Source organism: Cryobacterium glaciale (assembly GCF_004402535.1).
In the GTDB taxonomy this organism is placed as follows: domain Bacteria; phylum Actinomycetota; class Actinomycetes; order Actinomycetales; family Microbacteriaceae; genus Cryobacterium; species Cryobacterium glaciale.
On the sequence record NZ_SOEY01000008.1, the window covers coordinates 115,955 to 134,661 of the forward strand.

At 62.3% G+C, this 18,707-nt stretch carries 18 protein-coding genes; 8 read left to right on the forward strand and 10 right to left on the reverse strand.

Translation table 11 applies throughout. From position 1 onward, the window contains the following. Positions 1-21: 21 nt before the first annotated feature. From E3O06_RS05310 to dnaA, 4 genes are all read right to left on the reverse strand, one after another. The gene (locus E3O06_RS05310) at positions 22-561 is read right to left on the reverse strand and encodes a DciA family protein (RefSeq protein ID WP_134501946.1); all 540 of its coding nucleotides are present in this window, start codon (positions 559-561) and stop codon (positions 22-24) included. Beyond that, positions 554-1,738, reverse strand: a complete 1,185-nt coding sequence (gene recF, locus E3O06_RS05315; RefSeq protein WP_134501947.1) for a DNA replication/repair protein RecF — start codon at positions 1,736-1,738, stop codon at positions 554-556. Before recF ends, E3O06_RS05310 begins: the two co-directional genes overlap by 8 nt. A 5-nt stretch (positions 1,739-1,743) precedes the next feature. After that, a complete protein-coding gene (gene dnaN / locus E3O06_RS05320) occupies positions 1,744-2,901 on the reverse strand; it encodes a DNA polymerase III subunit beta (protein WP_134501948.1) in 1,158 nt (385 codons plus the stop codon). A 446-nt stretch (positions 2,902-3,347) separates the two neighbouring features. Then, positions 3,348-4,766, reverse strand: coding sequence for a chromosomal replication initiator protein DnaA (gene dnaA / locus E3O06_RS05325; protein WP_134501949.1), 1,419 nt, complete (start codon positions 4,764-4,766; stop codon positions 3,348-3,350). A 464-nt stretch (positions 4,767-5,230) separates the two neighbouring features. Between dnaA and rpmH the strand changes: the two genes are divergently transcribed. From rpmH to E3O06_RS05365, 8 genes are all read left to right on the forward strand, one after another. Next, positions 5,231-5,368 carry a 50S ribosomal protein L34 gene (gene rpmH / locus E3O06_RS05330; RefSeq protein ID WP_010204566.1) on the forward strand — a complete coding sequence of 46 codons (138 nt, stop codon included), beginning with the start codon at positions 5,231-5,233 and terminating at the stop codon, positions 5,366-5,368. 23 nt (positions 5,369-5,391) lie between these two features. Further along, complete coding sequence (rnpA, locus tag E3O06_RS05335) at positions 5,392-5,769, forward strand: ribonuclease P protein component (RefSeq protein WP_134501950.1); 378 nt, start codon at positions 5,392-5,394, stop codon at positions 5,767-5,769. Further along, positions 5,766-6,077 (forward strand): membrane protein insertion efficiency factor YidD, encoded by a 312-nt coding sequence (yidD, locus tag E3O06_RS05340; RefSeq protein WP_134501951.1) that lies wholly within the window; start codon positions 5,766-5,768, stop codon positions 6,075-6,077. The genes rnpA and yidD overlap by 4 nt, the downstream gene beginning before the upstream one ends. Positions 6,078-6,085: 8 nt before the next feature. After that, entirely contained in the window at positions 6,086-7,060 is a 975-nt protein-coding gene (yidC, locus tag E3O06_RS05345) for a membrane protein insertase YidC (RefSeq protein ID WP_134501952.1), read from the forward strand. 143 nt (positions 7,061-7,203) lie between these two features. Further along, positions 7,204-7,677: a Jag family protein gene (locus E3O06_RS05350; protein ID WP_134502168.1), complete on the forward strand. Its 474-nt coding sequence runs from the start codon at positions 7,204-7,206 to the stop codon at positions 7,675-7,677. Between the two features lie 104 nt (positions 7,678-7,781). Further along, positions 7,782-8,414: a 16S rRNA (guanine(527)-N(7))-methyltransferase RsmG gene (gene rsmG, locus E3O06_RS05355; protein WP_241979930.1), complete on the forward strand. Its 633-nt coding sequence runs from the start codon at positions 7,782-7,784 to the stop codon at positions 8,412-8,414. A 76-nt stretch (positions 8,415-8,490) separates the two neighbouring features. Next, entirely contained in the window at positions 8,491-9,462 is a 972-nt protein-coding gene (locus E3O06_RS05360) for a ParA family protein (protein WP_134501954.1), read from the forward strand. Then, positions 9,462-10,415 (forward strand): ParB/RepB/Spo0J family partition protein, encoded by a 954-nt coding sequence (locus E3O06_RS05365; RefSeq protein WP_166788112.1) that lies wholly within the window; start codon positions 9,462-9,464, stop codon positions 10,413-10,415. Before E3O06_RS05360 ends, E3O06_RS05365 begins: the two co-directional genes overlap by 1 nt. A gap of 373 nt (positions 10,416-10,788) precedes the next feature. On the opposite strand, the gene E3O06_RS05370 is transcribed toward E3O06_RS05365, so the two are convergent. From E3O06_RS05370 to E3O06_RS05395, 6 genes are all read right to left on the reverse strand, one after another. Then, entirely contained in the window at positions 10,789-11,745 is a 957-nt protein-coding gene (locus E3O06_RS05370) for a D-alanine--D-alanine ligase family protein (protein WP_134501956.1), read from the reverse strand. A 55-nt stretch (positions 11,746-11,800) separates the two neighbouring features. Beyond that, positions 11,801-13,150 (reverse strand): aminotransferase-like domain-containing protein, encoded by a 1,350-nt coding sequence (locus E3O06_RS05375; RefSeq protein WP_134501957.1) that lies wholly within the window; start codon positions 13,148-13,150, stop codon positions 11,801-11,803. 100 nt (positions 13,151-13,250) lie between these two features. Beyond that, complete coding sequence (gene trxA / locus E3O06_RS05380; RefSeq protein WP_092110604.1) at positions 13,251-13,574, reverse strand: thioredoxin; 324 nt, start codon at positions 13,572-13,574, stop codon at positions 13,251-13,253. 10 nt (positions 13,575-13,584) lie between these two features. Further along, positions 13,585-14,556 carry a thioredoxin-disulfide reductase gene (gene trxB, locus E3O06_RS05385; RefSeq protein ID WP_134501958.1) on the reverse strand — a complete coding sequence of 324 codons (972 nt, stop codon included), beginning with the start codon at positions 14,554-14,556 and terminating at the stop codon, positions 13,585-13,587. Positions 14,557-14,748: 192 nt separating this feature from the next. After that, a complete protein-coding gene (murJ, locus tag E3O06_RS05390) occupies positions 14,749-16,374 on the reverse strand; it encodes a murein biosynthesis integral membrane protein MurJ (protein WP_134501959.1) in 1,626 nt (541 codons plus the stop codon). Beyond that, a complete protein-coding gene (locus tag E3O06_RS05395; protein ID WP_134501960.1) occupies positions 16,367-18,679 on the reverse strand; it encodes a DUF6049 family protein in 2,313 nt (770 codons plus the stop codon). The genes murJ and E3O06_RS05395 overlap by 8 nt, the downstream gene beginning before the upstream one ends. Positions 18,680-18,707 lie beyond the last annotated feature (28 nt).

Here is an 18,707-nt window from a genome sequence, read left to right on the forward strand (position 1 = left end):
GGGGTGACCTTAAATGTTGGGTCACCCGTAGGTATCGCGCGGACCACGCCCTGGAATTGATCTGGGACCCTTTTTCCAGGACGGCGCGTTGGGCCCCTGGAATCGAATTGATTGAATTCCCGCATCCGGGTACCGATTCGCAATGTGTTCCATGATGACATTGCGCATCAGCCGCAGCTGCGTGGCCCAGGCGGTGGATTCGCAGTGCACGGTGAGTACGCCGTCATCGATGCCGGCGGGGGTGGAATGGTTGGCGGTTTCTTCCCCGGCCAGCTCGGCCCACGATGCGAGAAGTTCAGATTGGGCCAACGGTGAGTTCCACCCGAGCTGCATGGTGAGCGAGTTGATCGTGTCGCCGAGACCATGCGGGTCGCGCCCGATTCCGAAGGGAACACTTGAACCGGCCACCGGCGTAATTCGTTTGCGGCCGCGTGAGCGTCGGGCATGCGGATCGCCGAAGATGCTCTTGAAGCGCAGGTAGACATTCGCGGCTTCGCTGGTAGTGGATTCCAGTGAAACGTGTGGCTCGGTTGTTTCACGTGGAACATCGTCGTCAGCCATTTCCGACCATTCCGGTCTGAACCTGACCATTGTGAATGTGAATGGTATTAGCCACGAGGGCTTTCGGAACATCTTCAAGTACGGCGGCCGTGATCAGTACCTGTTCGAACGATCCAATGGCAGAGGCCAACCGGGCCCGACGGTCCAGATCGAGTTCCGCGAAGACGTCATCGAGAATCAGGACCGGGTCGCCAACGGCTGAATCCTGACGCAACAGCGCAGCGGATGCGAGTTTCAACGACAGCGCGAACGACCACGATTCCCCGTGGCTGGCATACCCTTTGGCCGGCAGGGAGTTGAGCATGAAGACCAGGTCGTCGCGGTGCGGTCCGGCGAGGGTGATGCCTCGTTCCAGTTCCCGTTTGCGCAGTCCGGCCAGCGCGGCGCGAAAGATCTCGTTGGTAGTGGACTCCACTGAACCGGCTGCCGCCGTGGACGCTGCAGAATTATCCACGCTAAGATCGGCATCCTCGTCAGCGCCGAGGATACTGAGACTCGCGACCAGGGCCGGCCCGTGGTCCTCATCCACCACTGCCCGATAGGCCGCGCGCAGCGGTTCACCGAGCTGCTGCACGAGCTTGGCTCGTTCGTCGATGATCTCCGAACCGAACTCCACCAGCCGTTCGTCCCAGATATCGAGCGTCGAGAGCTGGTTGCCACGCACACCGGATGCCCGCACTGACTTCAGCAGGGTGTTGCGCTGTTTGAGCACCCGGTCATAATCGCTGAGCACGGCGGCTAGGCGCGGGGTGCGCAGAACCAGGAGCTGATCAAGAAACTTGCGCCGACCAGAGGGATCGCCACGCACCAGGGCGAGGTCCTCAGGGGCGAACACCACGCTCGAGAAATACCGCGGCAGATCGCGGGGCTTGATGACCGATCGATTGACCTGCGCCCGGTTCTGTCCGGTGCGGTTCAACTGCACCTCAGCCAGAATATCCCGGTCGTTGTATTCCAGCCGGGCCCGAATAATGCCGGCGTCCTGGCCGGCCCGGATCATGGCTTTGTCATTGGAAACACGGTGTGAACTCAGCGTGCTGAGAAAGCCGAGCGCCTCGACCAGGTTGGTCTTGCCTTGCCCGTTACGACCGACGATGAGGTTCGGGCCCGGAACGAACCCGACCTCGGCCGTCGCATAGTTGCGAAAGTCGGTCAGCGAGAGGTGGGTAACCCGCACCGGCGTTAACGCAGCAGCAGGTTGGGCTGAAGCAGGTATTTGTAGCTGTCCGCTCCGGCCTGCTCGCGCGAGGTCTGGCTGGTGATCAAAACCGGGCCTGGTTTGTTCGGATTTTCCGTCTTGGTGAACGAGATGCGCACGAACTCCGAGTGCACGGCGCTGAGCCCGTCGAGCAGAAACTGTGGCTTGAGCGAGACCACGGTTTCGGTGCCGGAGAGGATGGCGTCAATGGTTTCCGTGGCCTGCGCCTGCTCGGAGCCAACCGCTTCCAGGGTGACCCCGTCGACGGCGAAGGTGAATCGCAGTGCCGCTTCGCGCTCCAGCACGAGCTGCACGCGTCGGGTCGCTTCGATCAGTTCGGCGGTGTTCATGACCGCATAGTTGTCAACGGTGGCGGGGAACAAACGGCGGACCGGGGGAAAATTGCCCTTAATGAGCAGCGAGGTGACGGTCTTCTTATTGGCGGTGAACGCGATCAGTTCTCGGTCGTCGCTGTTGGTGATGGAGACGGAGATGGTTCCGCTGTGACCGAAGGTCTTGCCGACTTCCTGCAGGGTCCGCGCCGGTACGAGGGCCGTTATCGTTCCTGTTTCACCGTCGGTGGTGTTGGTTCCCGGGTCCCAATCGATCTCACGAACGGCGACGCGATAGCGGTCGGTGGCGACGAGGCTCAGGCTATTTTCGGTGACTTCGAGCTGCACGCCGGTGATGACGGGAGTGACATCGTCCCGCGACGCGGCGACGGCGACCTGGGCGACGGCTGCGGCGAAATCTTCAGCCGGTATGAGGCCGGACTGGGTACTGACGACTGGAATGCTCGGATATTCCTCAACGGGCATGGATAGCAGGGTGAAGCTGGCTGAACCACAGCTGACCTTGATCCGCGAGTTTTCGGTGGAAAAGCGCACCGGTGCGTTGGGGAGGCGGCTGGCAATTTCGGCGAGCAGTCGGCCGGAGACGAGGACTTTTCCGGTTTCTTCCACCTCGGCTACGATCTCGGTCTGAGCCGAGACCTCGTAGTCGAAGGACGAGAGGATCAAGCCCGTTGCGGTGGCTTCGATGAGGACACCACTCAGAATCGGCAGGGTCGTGCGTTGGGGCAGAAGTTTGACGGCGAAGGACACTGCTTCGCTGAAGACATCCCGATTTGCCTGAAATCTCACGAAATAGTCCTTGCGTTGGACGGGCGGATGGGTGGGCCTCAATGCTAGCTGTTGTCACGGACCGGTTCGGTACCGTGCTGGTTCGAGGGACCTGCTCGTCAAGGTTGTCGGCTAGATCCAGTTAAGGAATTCTTGTTAATCTTCTTAACCGTTGTGGAAACTGTGGATAACTCTGTGAAAACCGCTCAGGCACTGGGAACTACACATTTGTAAGTTGTGGGCGAGCTGTGGAAGTTTGTCATTCGTTTGAGCACGGCGAACTCCGTGCAATTACACGTTTCTACAGGCCGGCCCAAAGTTTCTACAGGAACGGCCACGTTGTGTGAGTTAATTCCACAGGGTTATCCACAGGTGTGAAAACTAAAAAAAATTCGGCCCCTCCGGGTCAAAACTCGTCAAAGCTTCCCGAGGGGCCGAAAAATTCACCGAAATGGAGCCGGTGGTTCTTACTTGTAGCGGTGGTCCTGCTTGATTCGGTTGGTCAGCTCAGTAACTTGGTTGTAGATCGACCGGCGTTCCTTCATGAGCTCACTAATCTTCTTGTTCGCGTACATCACGGTCGTGTGATCGCGGTTACCAAACAGCTGCCCGATCTTGGGCAGGGACAGGTTGGTTAGTTCACGGCACAGGTACATCGCGATTTGCCGAGCCGTAGCAATGGCCTGTGATCGACTGGACCCGTAGAGATCGTCGACCGACAGCTTGAAGTAATTGGCCGTGTTCGTAATGATGTCGACCGGCGCGATCACGTTGTCCTCGTCGAGGGTGATGAGATCTTTCAAAACCGTCTGCACCAGATCCATGTCGACCGGCGTGCGATTGAGGCTTGCAAAAGCCGTGACTCGGATGAGAGTTCCTTCGAGTTCACGAATATTCGACGAGACCTTTGACGCCATGAACTCGAGAATGTCGTGCGGCACCTGCAGTTTTTCGCTCTGGGCTTTTTTGCGGAGAATGGCGATGCGGGTCTCGAGGTCGGGAGCCTGGACATCCGTGATGAGTCCCCACTCGAAACGGCTGCGCATGCGGTCTTCGAAGCCGGTGAGGTGTTTGGGGGGCAGGTCGCTGGTGATGACGACCTGCTTGTTGTGGTCGTGCAGGGTATTGAAGGTGTGGAAGAAGGCTTCCTGGGTCTCCGCCTTGTTCTGCAGAAACTGGATGTCATCGATCATCAGGATGTCGATGTTCCGATAGCGCGCCTGGAAGGCGGAACCGCGGTTGTTCGCAATGGAATTGATGAAATCGTTGGTGAACTCTTCGGAACTGACGTACCGCACCCGGATGCCTGGATACAAGCTCATGGCGTAATGGCCGATGGCATGTAGAAGGTGAGTTTTGCCGAGGCCCGATGACCCGTAGATGAAGAGCGGGTTGTAGGCCTTGGCCGGCGCTTCCGCCACGGCCACGGCTGCGGCATGCGCGAACCGGTTGGACTGTCCGATCACGAAGTTGTCGAAACTGTACTTGGGGTTGAGCCTGGTTTCGTGCGGCTGGGCGGGGACAGCACCTTCGAACACCGATTGCGGCGGTGCGGGCGTGACGATGTCGGGCGATGTCAACGTCTGCTGCACCGGACGCAGGGATTCCTGCTCGAGTTCGGGGTTGACGACCACATAGAACGTCGAGACGGCGGTGGCCTCATCGAGCTGCCCCATCGCTGTGAGGAGGGGAACCCGCATCCGCTGGTTGAGCATGCTGGCCGTGAACTCGTTGGGCACCTCGAGGTAGAAGGTGCCAGCGGCGATGCCTTTCGGCTCGACCAGACTGAGAAACCCGTAGAGCATGGGTGTGATCGTGGCGTCGGATTCCAACGTGGTCAAAACGGACCGCCAGGTCTCGGCTATCGGCGCTTCAACGTCTGCCATTGTTCCTACAATCTGTGTATTTCGGGTTTTTACTATCGGGCCGCGGGCGTAAGTGCGTGCGAGGTCGGTGTGGGACGTCGGCGCACCCACCGTTATGCGGGCCGTGCGGCGCGGGTTTCACGGCAGGGTCAAGCTCAGCGTTAAAGTTATCCACCGCTTGTGTATAAAACCGACCTAATTCTCAGGTTGGGGTCACCAACCTGTGGATAACTTGTCTTTACGGTAGTCAATCCCGCTCAGAGAGGCGAATTCACCAGTGATTTTGCCTTCTCCGTTTGGAATCTGCGTTGGAGTCATTATTGTGGAGATTCCGCCGATTCGGGGCCTGAGTTTGACCAGAGCTGGCCGAGGCCGTAGTTTTAATCAGTTGACCCCATCCCGCGGGCTTCCAACTTCTGTGCGCGCTGCTGTTCTGGCCGAGGGGAATTTGGCCAGCGGTGATTCAAATACGTGGAGATTGAACTATGAGCAAGAGAACCTTCCAACCGAACAACCGTCGTCGCGCCAAGGTGCACGGCTTCCGTCTGCGCATGCGCACCCGTGCGGGCCGCGCCATCCTCGGTGCTCGCCGTCGCAAGGGTCGCACCGAACTTTCCGCGTAGGTTCTCGTGGTCGTCAGGTTCTTGTGCTCGCTCACGTAAATCGCATCACGAGCGGCAGTGACTACCAGGGCGTCGTTCGGCGCGGTGTGCGGATCGTTGGTGCGCACACCGTTCTTTATGTACGAAAAAGTGCTGTCGAGCCCTCGGGGCCCGTCGGTACTCCGGTTCGTTTCGGCTTCATTGTCGCGAAGAATGTGGGTAACGCCGTGCGGCGCAATCTCGTTCGCCGCCGTCTCAAGGCGGTCACGTTCGGACTGCTCTCCCTGCTACCTCCGGGAACGGATGTCGTGATCCGTGCTTTGCCGACGGCGCGCGATGCCGCGTGGCAGACGCTGCACGAAGAGGTCCAACGTTTACTTTCTCGCCCGCAACCAGCGCGAAAGGGCAGTGCGGGCCGATGAACCCGATACTCGCGACGAGCATTTTGCTGCCCCGCAACGTGGGTGTGCTGGTTCTTCGCGTGTATCGAGCCGTTATTTCTCCGCTGTATGGAGACGTCTGCAGGTTTTACCCGTCCTGTTCGGCCTACGCACTGGGGGCCGTACAGGAACACGGACTAGCGTGGGGCTGCGCCCTTGCTGCCCGCAGATTGAGCCACTGTCATCCGTGGTCTGAAGGCGGCATCGATGATGTACCTCTCAAAAAGAAACGTCGCTTTCGAGTGACGTCGTTCGGTTTTGTCGTCGCACCCAGCCACGGAAAGGGCTAACCCACAGTATGGACCTCATAGGTACGATCCTCTGGCCTCTGAAATGGGTGGTCGAGTTGCTGCTCGTGGCCTTCCACTGGCTGTTTTCCCAGGTCGGAATGGGGTACAACGACGGCATCACGTGGGTGCTCTCCATCGTGGGGCTCGTGCTGGTGGTGCGTGCCGCCCTCATTCCCATCTTCGTGCGACAGATCAAGAGCCAGCGCAAGATGCTCGAGGTCGCTCCGCAGCTCAAGAAGATCCAGGACAAGTACAAGGGTAAGAAAGACCAATTCTCGCGCGAGGCCATGTCCCGCGAGACCATGGCCATGTACAAGAAGACGGGTACCAACCCGCTGAGCTCCTGCCTGCCGCTGTTGCTGCAGATGCCGATCTTCTTCGCCCTGTTCTCGGTACTCAATGACGCCCAGCGTTCCACCCGCGGCGTCGGCCCGCTCGACCAGAGCCTGGCCGAGAGCTTCGGCAACGCCAAGCTATTCGGCAATGCCCCGCTGCACGACACCTTTGCCTCGCAGTGGTCGCTGTGGACCGCCGGTGACCCGTTCAACGGCACTGTCATGATCATCGCCGCCACCATGGTCGTGCTGATGACCGCGTCTCAGTTCATCACTCAGCTGCAGATCGTCTCCAAGAACATGTCGCCGGAGACCAAGGCGAGCCCCATGTTCAAGCAGCAGCGCATCATGCTCTACCTGCTCCCCCTCGTCTTCGCCTTCTCCGGAGTGGCATTCCCTCTCGGCGTCATGTTCTACTGGCTCACCTCCAACTTCTGGACCATGATTCAGCAGTTCCTCGTGATCCGAAACATGCCGACACCCGGGAGTGAGGCGGCCAAGGCGCGCGAAGAGCGTATGGCCCGCAAGGGCAAGCTCATTGCGACCGATGGTGACATCATTGTGGTTGAGGAGCCCGTCAAGCCCGTGCAGCGTCAGCAGCCGGTCGGTAAGGCCCGCGCCAAGAAGCAAACCGGCCCGAAGAAGTAGTGGAGATCACCGTGACGGACAAGACCGGCCTCACCGAGGTCAGCACCGAGACCAATACCGTCTCTGCTGACAGCGCAGTTCCCACTGCCCCCGCCACGACGGATGCCTCCCCCACCGCTCCGGAGACGGGCAGCGTCGTCGAGATCCCCCTCACGACCGACCAGCTCGAACGCGAAGGCGACATCGCCGCAGACTACATCGAAGAATTTCTCGATATCTGCGACCTGGACGGTGACATCGACATCGATGCCCGAAACGGCCGAGCGTACCTCTCGGTCAAGGCCTCCGACGCCGACAACCTGCGCGTGCTCTCCAAGCCGGAAACGGTCAACGCCCTGCAGGAGCTGACACGCCTCGCCGTGCAGAACAAGACGGGCTCGTTCTCACGCCTGATCCTCGACATTGGCGGGTCCCGCGAGGCGCGCGAAGCTGAGCTGGCCACCCTCGTGGCGCGGGCCATAGAGCGGATCATCGCCGGCGCCAGCGAAGCTGACCTGCCAGCCATGTCCTCCTACGAGCGCAAGCTTGTGCATGACATCGTCGCCGCGAGCGGCGGCTACCGGTCCGAGTCCTCCGGCGAGGGTCGCGACCGCCACACCGTCATTACCGCAGCGTAGTTTCGCTGGTCATGTCGGAATCTGCCACGCCGGAACCAATCCGTTCAGTCTTGAACAAATCTGAGCCCGCGACCCCAGAACAGGTCGAGTCCGATTCGGTTGCCATCGACCCGTTGAAGCTGGAGGCCGAACCGGCTGCCGCTGCCCAACTCTTCGGTTCCCAGATCGACGTCATTCGGTCTTTCACGAACAATTTGGCTGATCAGGGCGAAATTCTGGGATTGATTGGACCGCTGGAACTCCCCCGGCTCTGGTCTCGCCACATTCTCAACTGCGCCATTGTAGCGCCACTGCTGCGTCCGGGCCTCGTCGGTGATGTGGGTTCCGGCGCTGGCCTGCCCGGCCTGGTCCTGGCCATCGCCCGGCCCGACGTGAACTTCGTCCTGATCGAACCGATGGAGCGCCGGGTGGCCTGGCTGCATGATCAGGTTGCTGCGCTGCACCTCGACAATGTGACCGTGGTGCGGGCGCGTGCGGAGGAAGCGCGGCTGGCGCATCCGCTCGATAAGGTTACGGCCCGCGCGGTGAGTGCGTTCAGCAAGCTCATTCCCTTGACCGCGCCGCTGCTGCGGACCGGTGGCGAGCTCATTCTCATGAAGGGTGAGGGCGCCCAGCGTGAAGTCGACGCCGCAGCGAAGCCTATTCGCAAATATCGTCTGCGTGATGTCGAGGTCATTACCCTCGGCGTGGGCGTGCTGCCAGAGGCAACCCGGGTCATCCGGGCTACAGTGGACTAGTCCCGAATGTCACCAGATTTGGTGTTCGGGGGTCCCTTTCGGGTGGCTCATCAACCGTCGAACGTAAAGGTTTCACGTGAAACATCCTGCTGAAGATCAGCGCACGGGCAAGGCGGCAGGGTTCGACGGTACAACGCCGCTCGCCCGCGAGATCGCTGAACTCACGCGACGCCGCCAGGTCATTGCGGCCGGCGAACTGCCCAAACCAGACAAGACCCGTGTGCTGACGATCTCCAACCAGAAGGGCGGGGTCGGCAAGACCACGACTGCCGTCAACCTTGCTGCAGCCCTCGCTCGGCAGGGAGCTCGCGTCTTGGTCATCGACCTCGACCCGCAGGGCAACGCTTCCACCGCCCTGGGGGTGGAGCACCGCGCCGAGACGCCGAGTGTCTACGACGTCATCATCAACGACATGCCCATGTCCGAGGTCGTGCAGAAAAGCCCCGAATTCGGAGCCCTTTTCTGTGTGCCAGCCACCATCCACCTCGCTGGTGCCGAGATTGAACTGGTCTCACTCGTGGCGCGGGAACAGCGACTGCGCCGCGCGCTCGATCTCTATCTGGGCGAGATGGCCGAGCCGTACGACTACGTCTTCATTGACTGTCCGCCTTCGCTCGGGCTGCTGACCATCAACGCGTTCGTTGCGGCGCGTGAGGTTCTCATTCCGATCCAGTGCGAGTATTACGCGCTCGAGGGGCTGAGCCAGCTGCTCAAGAACATCGCCCTGATCGAGAAGCACCTGAACCCCGACCTCGTCGTGTCGACGATTCTGTTGACCATGTACGACAGCCGCACCAATTTGGCAACGCAGGTAGCCAAGGAAGTACGTGATCACTTTCCCAAAGAGGTGCTGAATACCGCGATTCCGCGCTCTGTGCGCGTTTCTGAGGCCCCGAGCTACGGTCAGAGCGTCGTGAGCTACGACCTCAACTCCGCGGGATCGCTCTCCTACCTCGAAGCAGCAGCAGAAATGGCCCATCGTGGGGCTCCCGGCACGGGAGATCAGGCCCAAAAAGGAGAAAAGACCCAATTAGGAGAAAAGAAATAATGGCGAAGAGAACTGGCCTGGGCCGCGGCATCGGTGCACTTATCCCGGTACAGGACGATGCTTCGGCGCCCCGCCCGGTCGACGTCTTCTTTCCTCGCGGTGTGGCGATTGCAGCGGATGCCTCCTCCCCCGAGCTCGTCCCGGTGCCCGGTGCCCGCCTGGCGCACCTGAACCCGCAGGACATCGTTCCCAACCGGGCCCAGCCGCGCACGATTTTCGACGAGGATGACCTCGCCGAGCTTGTGCACAGCATTCGCGAGGTCGGCGTGCTGCAACCGATCGTCGTGCGGCCGCTGGCCGATGAGCCGGGTAAATATGAGCTCGTCATGGGTGAGCGTCGGCTGCGCGCGACCAAGGAAGTCGGGCTCGACACCATTCCGGCGGTCGTGCGCGAAACTGCTGACGTTGACATGCTGCGCGACGCGCTGCTGGAGAACCTTCACCGTGCTCAGCTGAACCCGCTCGAAGAGGCTTCCGCGTATCAGCAGCTGCTCGCTGACTTCGGGATCACGCAGGAGGAACTCGCGGCCCGCATCGGGCGGTCGCGCCCGCAGATCACCAACACGCTGCGTCTGCTCAAACTACCGGAGCCGGTGCAGCTGCGCGTGGCTGCGGGTGTTCTGTCGGCCGGGCACGCTCGGGCGATTCTGTCGGTGGGTGACCTGGCCGGCATGTTGCGGCTGGCCGACAAAATCGTCGAAGAAGACTTTTCCGTGCGCGCGGCCGAGGCTGCAGCCACAGCGGTGCCCAAGCTCGCGAAAGCCAAGCCGCTTCCCGGACGACGCCAGGGACACCTTGATGAGATCGCAGAACACCTCGGCGATCGTCTCGATACTCGCGTCAAGATCAACCTTGGTGCACGAAAAGGCCAGATCACAGTGGATTTCGCAACCATCGGAGATCTCAACCGCATCCTGACGGTGCTCGGAGAACCTGGCTTTAGCGCCAGCTGATTGGTTGCTCTGATCGTTGATCGAGCCGGTCGAGACCATGGTGTTTCACGTGAAACATCCGGATCTCGATCGCTCGCAAGCTCGCGCCTCGATCGGCCGGCTCTGCTGATCGAGCACGTCGGTAGCCGTCGCTCGGTGCTGCGGAGCCCGCGCATCCTGCACGTCTCGCTGGTCGAGGCGCGAGGAACGAGCGATCGAGACTTGTTGGTTCGTGAGGTCTGGATCTCGATCGCTCGCAAGCTCGCTCCTCGATCGACGGCTGCGCTTATCGCGGCTACCGAGAGCGTTATCGCTTTCCCATGAGGAACCTTCGGGAGGTGAGGTGGCCATGTTTCACGTGAAACACTTGCGATAATGTTTCACGTGAAACGGGCTACTGGGTTGCCAGGGCGTGGGAGGCCAGGGCGGAGTAGGTGGCGCTGAGGGTCTGGCCATCAGCTTCGATTGCCTGCGGTACCAGGGATGTCTCGGTTAGGCCGGGCAGCACGTTGGCCTCCAGGAACCAGGGGGTGCCGGCAGCGTCGACGATGAGGTCGATGCGGCTCAGGTGGCGCAGCCCCAGAAGTGCGTGGATGGCCAAGGCTGCGTCCGAAACGGACTCCGCCACCTCGTCGGTGAGGCGGGCTGGCGTGTAGAAGTCGGTTTCGCCGGCGTTGTAGCGCGCCTCGAAGCTGTACACGCCATCAACGGGAACAATTTCCACAATGGGGAGGGCGGTGGCGCCGTCGCCCGTGTCGATAATTGCCACGGTGACCTCGGTGCCCTCGACATACGCCTCGACGAGGGCGGTATTGGCGTAGGTGTACGCCTCTACCATGGCCCGGGGCAGGTCGGCGGGGGTGCGTACGATGGTGACGCCCTGTGAGGATCCGCCCTGGGCCGGCTTGACGACGAGGGGTAAGCCTATCGCGCCGATCAAGTGCTCGAGAACGCTCGTGGCGCCGAGGTCCCGAAACGTCTCGGTTGATAGCGCAATGGCTGGGGGAGTGGCGATGCCGGCCCGCAGCACGAGCTCCTTGGCGGTGGCCTTGTTCCAGGCCAGGGCGGCGGCCGGGCCGCGTGACCCGAGAAAGGGGATTCCGGTGGTCACAAGCAGGGAGAGCAGCGCGCCATCCTCGCCGGTAGCGCCGTGCAGGGTGGGCCAGATTAGGTCGGGAGCTTGCTGGCTGAGGGTGGTGAGCAGGTTGGAGCCGGGGTCGAGTACGGTGACGGAGTGGCCCGCGTCGGTGAGGGCATCCGCTACCCGGCGCCCTGAGCGCAACGAAACGTCTCGTTCGTGCGAGATCCCCCCGGCCAGGATGACAATCTTTAGATGAGTTAATTCGCTCATGATCAGGTATTTTCCTAACTGATTGGGTGAAAGGAGACGAATCGAGGCGATGGAGTCACGAGATATTGGCCGGCGGGCCGGCGTACCGCTGATTCGTGGCCCCTGGTCGGTCAGGAACGGCGCCGAGCGAGCCGGTACCGGCAAAGGTGTCGAGCAGATCGAGCTCGCCGCGAATCACCGTGGCGAGACGACGGATGCCGACCCGAATGTTGTCGGGAGTGGGATAACAGAAGGCCAGGCGCATATTCTGCCGTCCGTCGCCATCGGCGTAGAAGGCGGTGCCGGGCGTGTACGCGACGAGTTCCTTGACCGCCCGAGGCAGCATGGCCTTGGAGTCGAGCTGTTCGGGCAGCGTCACCCAGACGTAGAAGCCGCCGGCGGGGTTGGTCCAGGTGAGGTCGGGGAGGTATTCATCGAGCGCGGCGAGCATGGCGTTCTTACGCTCGTGATACACGCCGCGGAAGGTACGGATCTGTCCCTTCCAATCGGCGGTGGAGAGGTATTCCGAGATGACCATCTGCGTGAAGGAGCTGGGGGACAGCACGGCGGCCTCGTTCGCCAGCACAAGTTTCTCGCGGATCGCATGCGGGGCGAGCGCCCAGCCGACCCGAAAACCGGGCGCGAGGGTCTTGGAGAAGGTCCCCAGGTAGACGACGCCGTCGCGTTCGAGCGAGCGGATGGCATCCGGTGCCGGTTTGTCGAAATAGAGCAGTCCATAGGGGTTGTCTTCGAGAACCAAAATGTTGTTGGAGCGGCAGATTTCGAGAATCTCCAGGCGACGTTCCCAGCTGAGGGTGACGCCGGCCGGATTGTGAAAACTGGGGATCGTGTAGAGGAATTTAATGGTGCGTCCGGCGGCCTTGAGGGCCGCGATGTGCTCGATCAGGGCGGCCGGGATCAGTCCGTTCTCGTCCATCGGCACGTGGTCGACCTCGGCCTGATACGACTTGAAGATGACCATGGCGGTGACGTAGCTCGGTCCCTCAGAGATCACGACGTCGCCGGGGTTCAAAAACAACTTGCTCACCAGTTCGAGGGCGTGCTGGGAGCCGGTGGTGACTACGACGTCGTCGGCGTTGGCCTTGATCCCTTCGAGGGCCATAACGTCGAGAATCTGCTCGCGCAGCAGGGGAACTCCCTGACCAGAGCCATATTGAAGGGCGGTGGAACCCTTCTCACGCATAACGCGGTCCATGGCATTTATGACGAGGTCCTGGGGCAGGGCTGCGACGTACGGCATGCCGCCGGCGAGGGAGACAACCTCCGGGCGGGAGGCCACGGCGAAGAGGGCGCGCACTTCCGAAGCCTTGAGTCCGGCGGCTCGCTCGGCGTAGTGGTGATACCACGGGTCGAGGTTGTTGCCGCTTTGCTTGCTAACGGCCTGGGGGGAACCCTGATTTGTCACGTCGCATCCGTTCTGCTGTCGTCTTCATCGTATGGGGTGGCACCGGGCACGAAAAAACCCGCCCGGTTCACACCGGGCGGGTTTCACGTGCGGGCGCTGGTTAGACGAGGTAGTCGGCCAGGTCCTTTTCGAGCTGCGGCTTCGGCTTGGCGCCGATGACGGTTTTGACGACCTCGCCCTTCTGGAAGACCTTCATCGCGGGGATAGAGGTGATCTGGTACTTGGCGGCCAGGGCCGGGTGCTCGTCGACGTTGAGCTTGACGATGTCGAGCTTGTCGGCGTTTTCGGCCGCGATCTGGTCGAGAATCGGGCTGACGGCGCGGCAGGGACCACACCATTCGGCCCAGAAGTCTACCAGAACGGTCTTCTCGTTGTTGATGACTTCCTGATCGAAGTTGGCTTCGGTGACGGATCGTGCGGTCATTCGGTGCTCCTTAGTTGACTGAAACGAGTTCGGTGTCGCCGGCCTGGGCCAGCAAAGCGGGGGGAAGGGTGCTGAGGTAGTGTTCTGCGTCGAGAGCGGCCGCGCAGCCGGAGCCGGCCGCGGTGATGGCCTGACGGTAGCTGGAGTCGATCACGTCACCAGCGGCGAAGACGCCGGCCTGACTGGTGAGCGATGACCGGCCGGCGACGGCGATGGTGCCCTCCGGGGTGAGGTTGAGCTGCTGGTGAACGAGGTGCGTGCGCGGGTCGTTGCCGATCGCTACGAACACGCCGCCAACGGGAAGGCTGCTCTCGACACCAGAGACGGTGTCGCGCAGGGTGAGACCGTCGACAGCTTCGGCACCGGTGATGCCGACGACCTCCGAGTTCCAGGTGAACTCGATCTTGTCATTGGCGAAGGCGCGCTCCTGCATGATTTTGGAGGCGCGAAGCTCACCCTTGCGGTGAATGACGTGCACCTTGGAGGCGAACCGGGTGAGGAAAGTCGCTTCCTCCATGGCGGAGTCTCCGCCGCCGATGACGGCAATTTCCTTGCCCTTGAAGAAGAAACCGTCGCAGGTGGCACACCAGGAGACACCGCGACCCGAGAGACGTTCTTCGTCGCTCAGGCCGAGTTTGCGGTAGGCCGACCCGGTGGCGAAGATGACTGCGAGGGCCTGCTCCACGTCGCCGTTGCCGAGGGTTACCGTCTTGATGGGGCCGGTCAGATCGACCGACTCGACGTCGTCATAGACGACCTCGGTGCCGAAACGCTCGGCTTGTTCCTGCATCTTGGTCATCAGGTCGGGCCCCTGCACGCCCTCCGGGAAACCTGGAAAATTCTCAACGTCGGTCGTGTTCATCAATTCACCGCCGGCCTCTACCGAGCTGGCGATCAGGAGCGGCTTGAGATTGGCCCTGGCGGCATAGATCGCCGCGGTGTAGCCGGCCGGTCCGGAACCGATGATGATGATCTGACGCACGCGCACGCTCCTTGCAGTGGTGGGCAAGACGGGCAAAATCCCGACTCACGTTTCGATACAACACATCCTAATCGGATGCTATTCCGGGCCCTCCCAGCTTTGGAGCTGCCGCACAGCCACGGAACCTGGCCGAGCACAGAACGGGCGCGGCCGTCACCCCGCCGCTGCGGGCAGCTGTGCCCATCGAGGTACTCAGCGGCGAAAGCGCGCCCGCAAGGGCGTGAGGAACGCTGTGAGCTCGTCACTGCGCATGAGCAGCAGCAGGCCGAAGTAGCTCGCGGCCATGACCACACCGATCAGGACCATGGAGACCATGGCTGTGAGTCTTGAGGACACGGCGAATCCGCCCTCCACATTGCCCCCCAGGATGATCATGAGGGTCAGGCCGGCGGCCAGGGGAATGATGACGGCGACCAGATATCTCACGAGGCTGCGCAGAATGCGTCGCCCGTCGATACCGTGCATTCGATGGCGCAGAAGCAGGGCGGCCAGGATGGCCTGCAGCGTACCGGTCACCGTGATCGAACCGGCGATGCCAACGGCAATCCAGTCCGTGGGCAGCCACGCGCAGGCCAGCACGGCGCAGATCAGCAGAACGACCTGGAACAGTGTGAAAAAGAACGGTGTACGCGTGTCACCGAGGGCGTAAAAGGTGCGCTGCAGAACGAACAACACGCAGAACGGCACCAGTCCGAGGATGAACGCGATGATGACGTTGCCGATGGACTGCACCTGCTCGAATGGTGCCACGAAGACGGCCGCAAAGGGGTACGCGCAGACCGCGATGACGGCTGCAGCGAGCACGATCACCAGCGACGTTCCGCGAATCGCGCTCGAGGCATCCGTTCTGACCAGGGACCAATTACCCAACGCGGCATGTTCGCTCATGCGGGTGAAGTACGCCGTCGCGACCGACACGGTAATCACGGAGTGCGGCAGCATGAAGATCAACCAGGCGGTGGCGAGAACGGCCACGGATGCCTTACCGTGGGCCAGCGTCACGACCTGCGTTTCGACAATGCCCGCGAAAGTAGTGAGCAGCAGCATGCCGAAGGTCCAGCTCGCCATTTTGCCGGCGGCCCCGAGACCGACGCCCCGAAAATGGAAGTCCGGGCGGTAGCGCAGACCGATGCGACGCCAGAAATAGAACAGCACAACGGCCTGGGTGATCACGCCGAGGGTCGCACTGCCTCCCAGCACGGCGACCATGGCCGACGTGATCTCGGCAGCCGATCGATCACCGAACGGATCGGGGCTGAACAGCGTCGCGAAGACGATCAGTCCGACGATGGCCACCAGGTTGTTGAGCACAGGTACCCAGGTGAACGGTCCGAAGGATTTGCGGGCATTGAGGACTTCGCCGAGCAGGGTGTACAGCCCATAGAAGAACATTTGCGGAAGGCACCAGTAGGCGAATGCCACGGCCAGTGCCTTCTCGTTCTGGGGGAGGTTCAAGCCGATGAACCCGGTGATGGTCGGGGCCAGCAGGGTAGCGACGAGGGTCGCCGTGAACAGCACGACCAGGGCGAGCGTGAGCAGCTTGTTGATGTAGGCCGTGCCGCCGTCGGCGTGCAGGCTGGCACGAACGATTTGCGGAACCAGAACGGCCGTCAGGATTCCGCCGGCCACGATTACATAAATGGTATTGGGCAGCTGATTGGCGATCGCGAAGGTGTCGGCAGCGGCGCCGAACTGGCCGATGATGGCGGCCAGAACGATGACCTTCACGAAGCCGAGAATGCGCGACACGATCGTGCCGGAGGCCAGGAATGCGCTGGCTCGACCGATTCCGCCGGTGCCGGTCACGGTGTCAGACATCGGGCTCCGCCGCCGGTAACGCCGTTTCAACTGCAGCAGCGGATGCCTCAGCGGCGCGTTCCCGGCGTCGGCGCACGATATTGCGCCAGATACCGAATCCAAAGAAGCCGATGACGAGGATCGCGAAGATGCTCGCGCCGACTCCTTCCCAGTCGGCACGCACGCTGACATCGATGGGGGCCGGCTGGCCGAGCGGGGTGCCGTTCAGGGTGAATAACGTGACCCGCAACACGACGTCGCCGTTGCCGACGGCGGCGCTGAGCGGCACCGACACGGCCTGTGCGGAGTTGGATTGAATAATGGTCTCGAGGGTCTCACCGACGACGAGGCGTCCATTGGACGGCACGATCTCGGTGCGCACGGTAACGGCCTGGTCGAGGGCGTTGTTGAGCGTGATGCGCAGGTCGACCTTGCTCCCCACCACGATGATGGGCCCACGGGTGGTCACGGTCACGGCATGCATCAGGTCGAAGGAAGCGGCGAGGCTGGTACGAACCTGGTCTTCCCAGGCCGACGTCTGTGAATCCCAGGTCGTGTCCAGGAGCGCCAGCAGATCTAGTCGCGCCGGGGCGGTAATGGCCACCGGATCGGTCAGGATCGTCGCGAACTCGGCGATTGCACCCTCGCGCTCCAGCAATGATCGGGCGAGGGTGACCCGGTTGCTGTCGATGGTTTCGTCCTGGAAGCTCACGGTGGTTGCCGGGGTGGCGGCCAGGGCGGACTGCAGCGAGGATGCATTCGACCAGGTTGCCCCGTCGAGGGCTGCGAGGGTTTGGCCGATCCGGGTCACGGCCGTAGGACTACTGCGGTCGAATGTGACCAACAGGGTGCGCGCCGAATCCGGGTTCTCGGCGGAGACGATAGCCAGGAGGGAGGCTGCCTCGGCGACGTTCACCCGCCATTCCTCGTCGGTCGTGGCTGCGGCGGCGGCACGGATGGCGGCCGAGAGAGGGCTGTCACTGACCAGGCCCAGCCCGGTCGGGAGGGTGACGGCGGTATTCGGCGTGAAGACGTCTGATTGCTCCACGTTGCCGCTGGAGAGGATGGTGGTGGTCAGGCCACTCGCGGCGAACACGTCGAGGTCGGTGCGCGCCACCTGCCCGGCGGCCGGCCAGCCGATCGCGGTGCTCGTGTAATTCCAGGCGAGTAGGTCGCTCGTGCTGGGAATGACCGTCTGGCCCGGCTCCAGCGCTGGCGTCGGTGTCGGTGACGGTGTGGTGGTAGCCGTCGTGCGCGACGTCACCGTGGGCACATTGGTCGGATCAGCGGTCGTCTCCGGGATCGGCGAATTCGAGGGCACCACGAACAGGCTCGCATCGATGGCCGGGTCGAAGGATGTCGGCGCGAGCAGGGTCGCGGCACCGGCCTGCGCCTGCAACGCGATGTCGGCATCCGCGTAGCTGAGCGGGAAGATGTCATTGCTCGATCCGGCCAGGCGATCCAGCCAGGCGAGCGCCGACGCGGGAGCCGCGCTGCCGAGCACACGAATAGAGGCGATGATCTGCGGATCGATCGCGATCGTTGCCGTCGGCGCATCGGTCGCGGCATCCAGTTGGCGAGAGAGCAGACCGACCGAACTCGTGTAAGACTCGAGCGCCTTGGCGGTGATCAGGCCGGTCGCGCTGGCCGGGGTCGTGATCGGCAGGATGGTTGCGAGAGCGACCGGGGTGATCGCGCTGCCCTGCGACCAGACGAACGTGCCGCGGCCCTCCGCCCGAACCACGTCATCCGCGCTGAGAATTGCGGCGATTCCCCGGGCTCCCCACGCGTTCTGGTCGGTCAATCCGACGGAATCAGCCGGAACCGTGACGCTGATGGTCGTACTGGCACCGGCCGGAATGATTCCCGCCGTCGGCACGCTCACCAGCTGGTCGCCGGAATTCGTATCAGCGTCGGGTCGCAGCCAGCCGTCAAGCGCAGCGCGGGTGGTCAGTGCCAGTTGCGCCAGGTAGACATCGACTCGGCCGAGGGGAATAGCCGCGTCGGTGTTGTTGTGAACGGTCACCGTCAGCAGCAGGTCCTGGCCGGGAGACAGCTCGGAAGATTCGCGCGGAGAAACGGTGACGCCGACCGTGTCAGCGGGAGTCGTGGCGCTTGGGGCGGTGCCGTTCTCGGTTTCCGCGCTGGCCGGTCCGAGGGATTGGGACGGGGCGAAAACCAGCGACGCCAGGGTCAGGAATCCGACGAGAAATGCCGTGAACGGTCGCAAACTCCGTCGCCCCTGCATGCGCCGGACCGGGCGCACGGCACTGCACGCGGCAGCCGAGAGCGCGGGCCGATGCGCGGAATCTGAATCGGCCACCATAGGTGGATTCTACGGCGTGCCAGCCTAG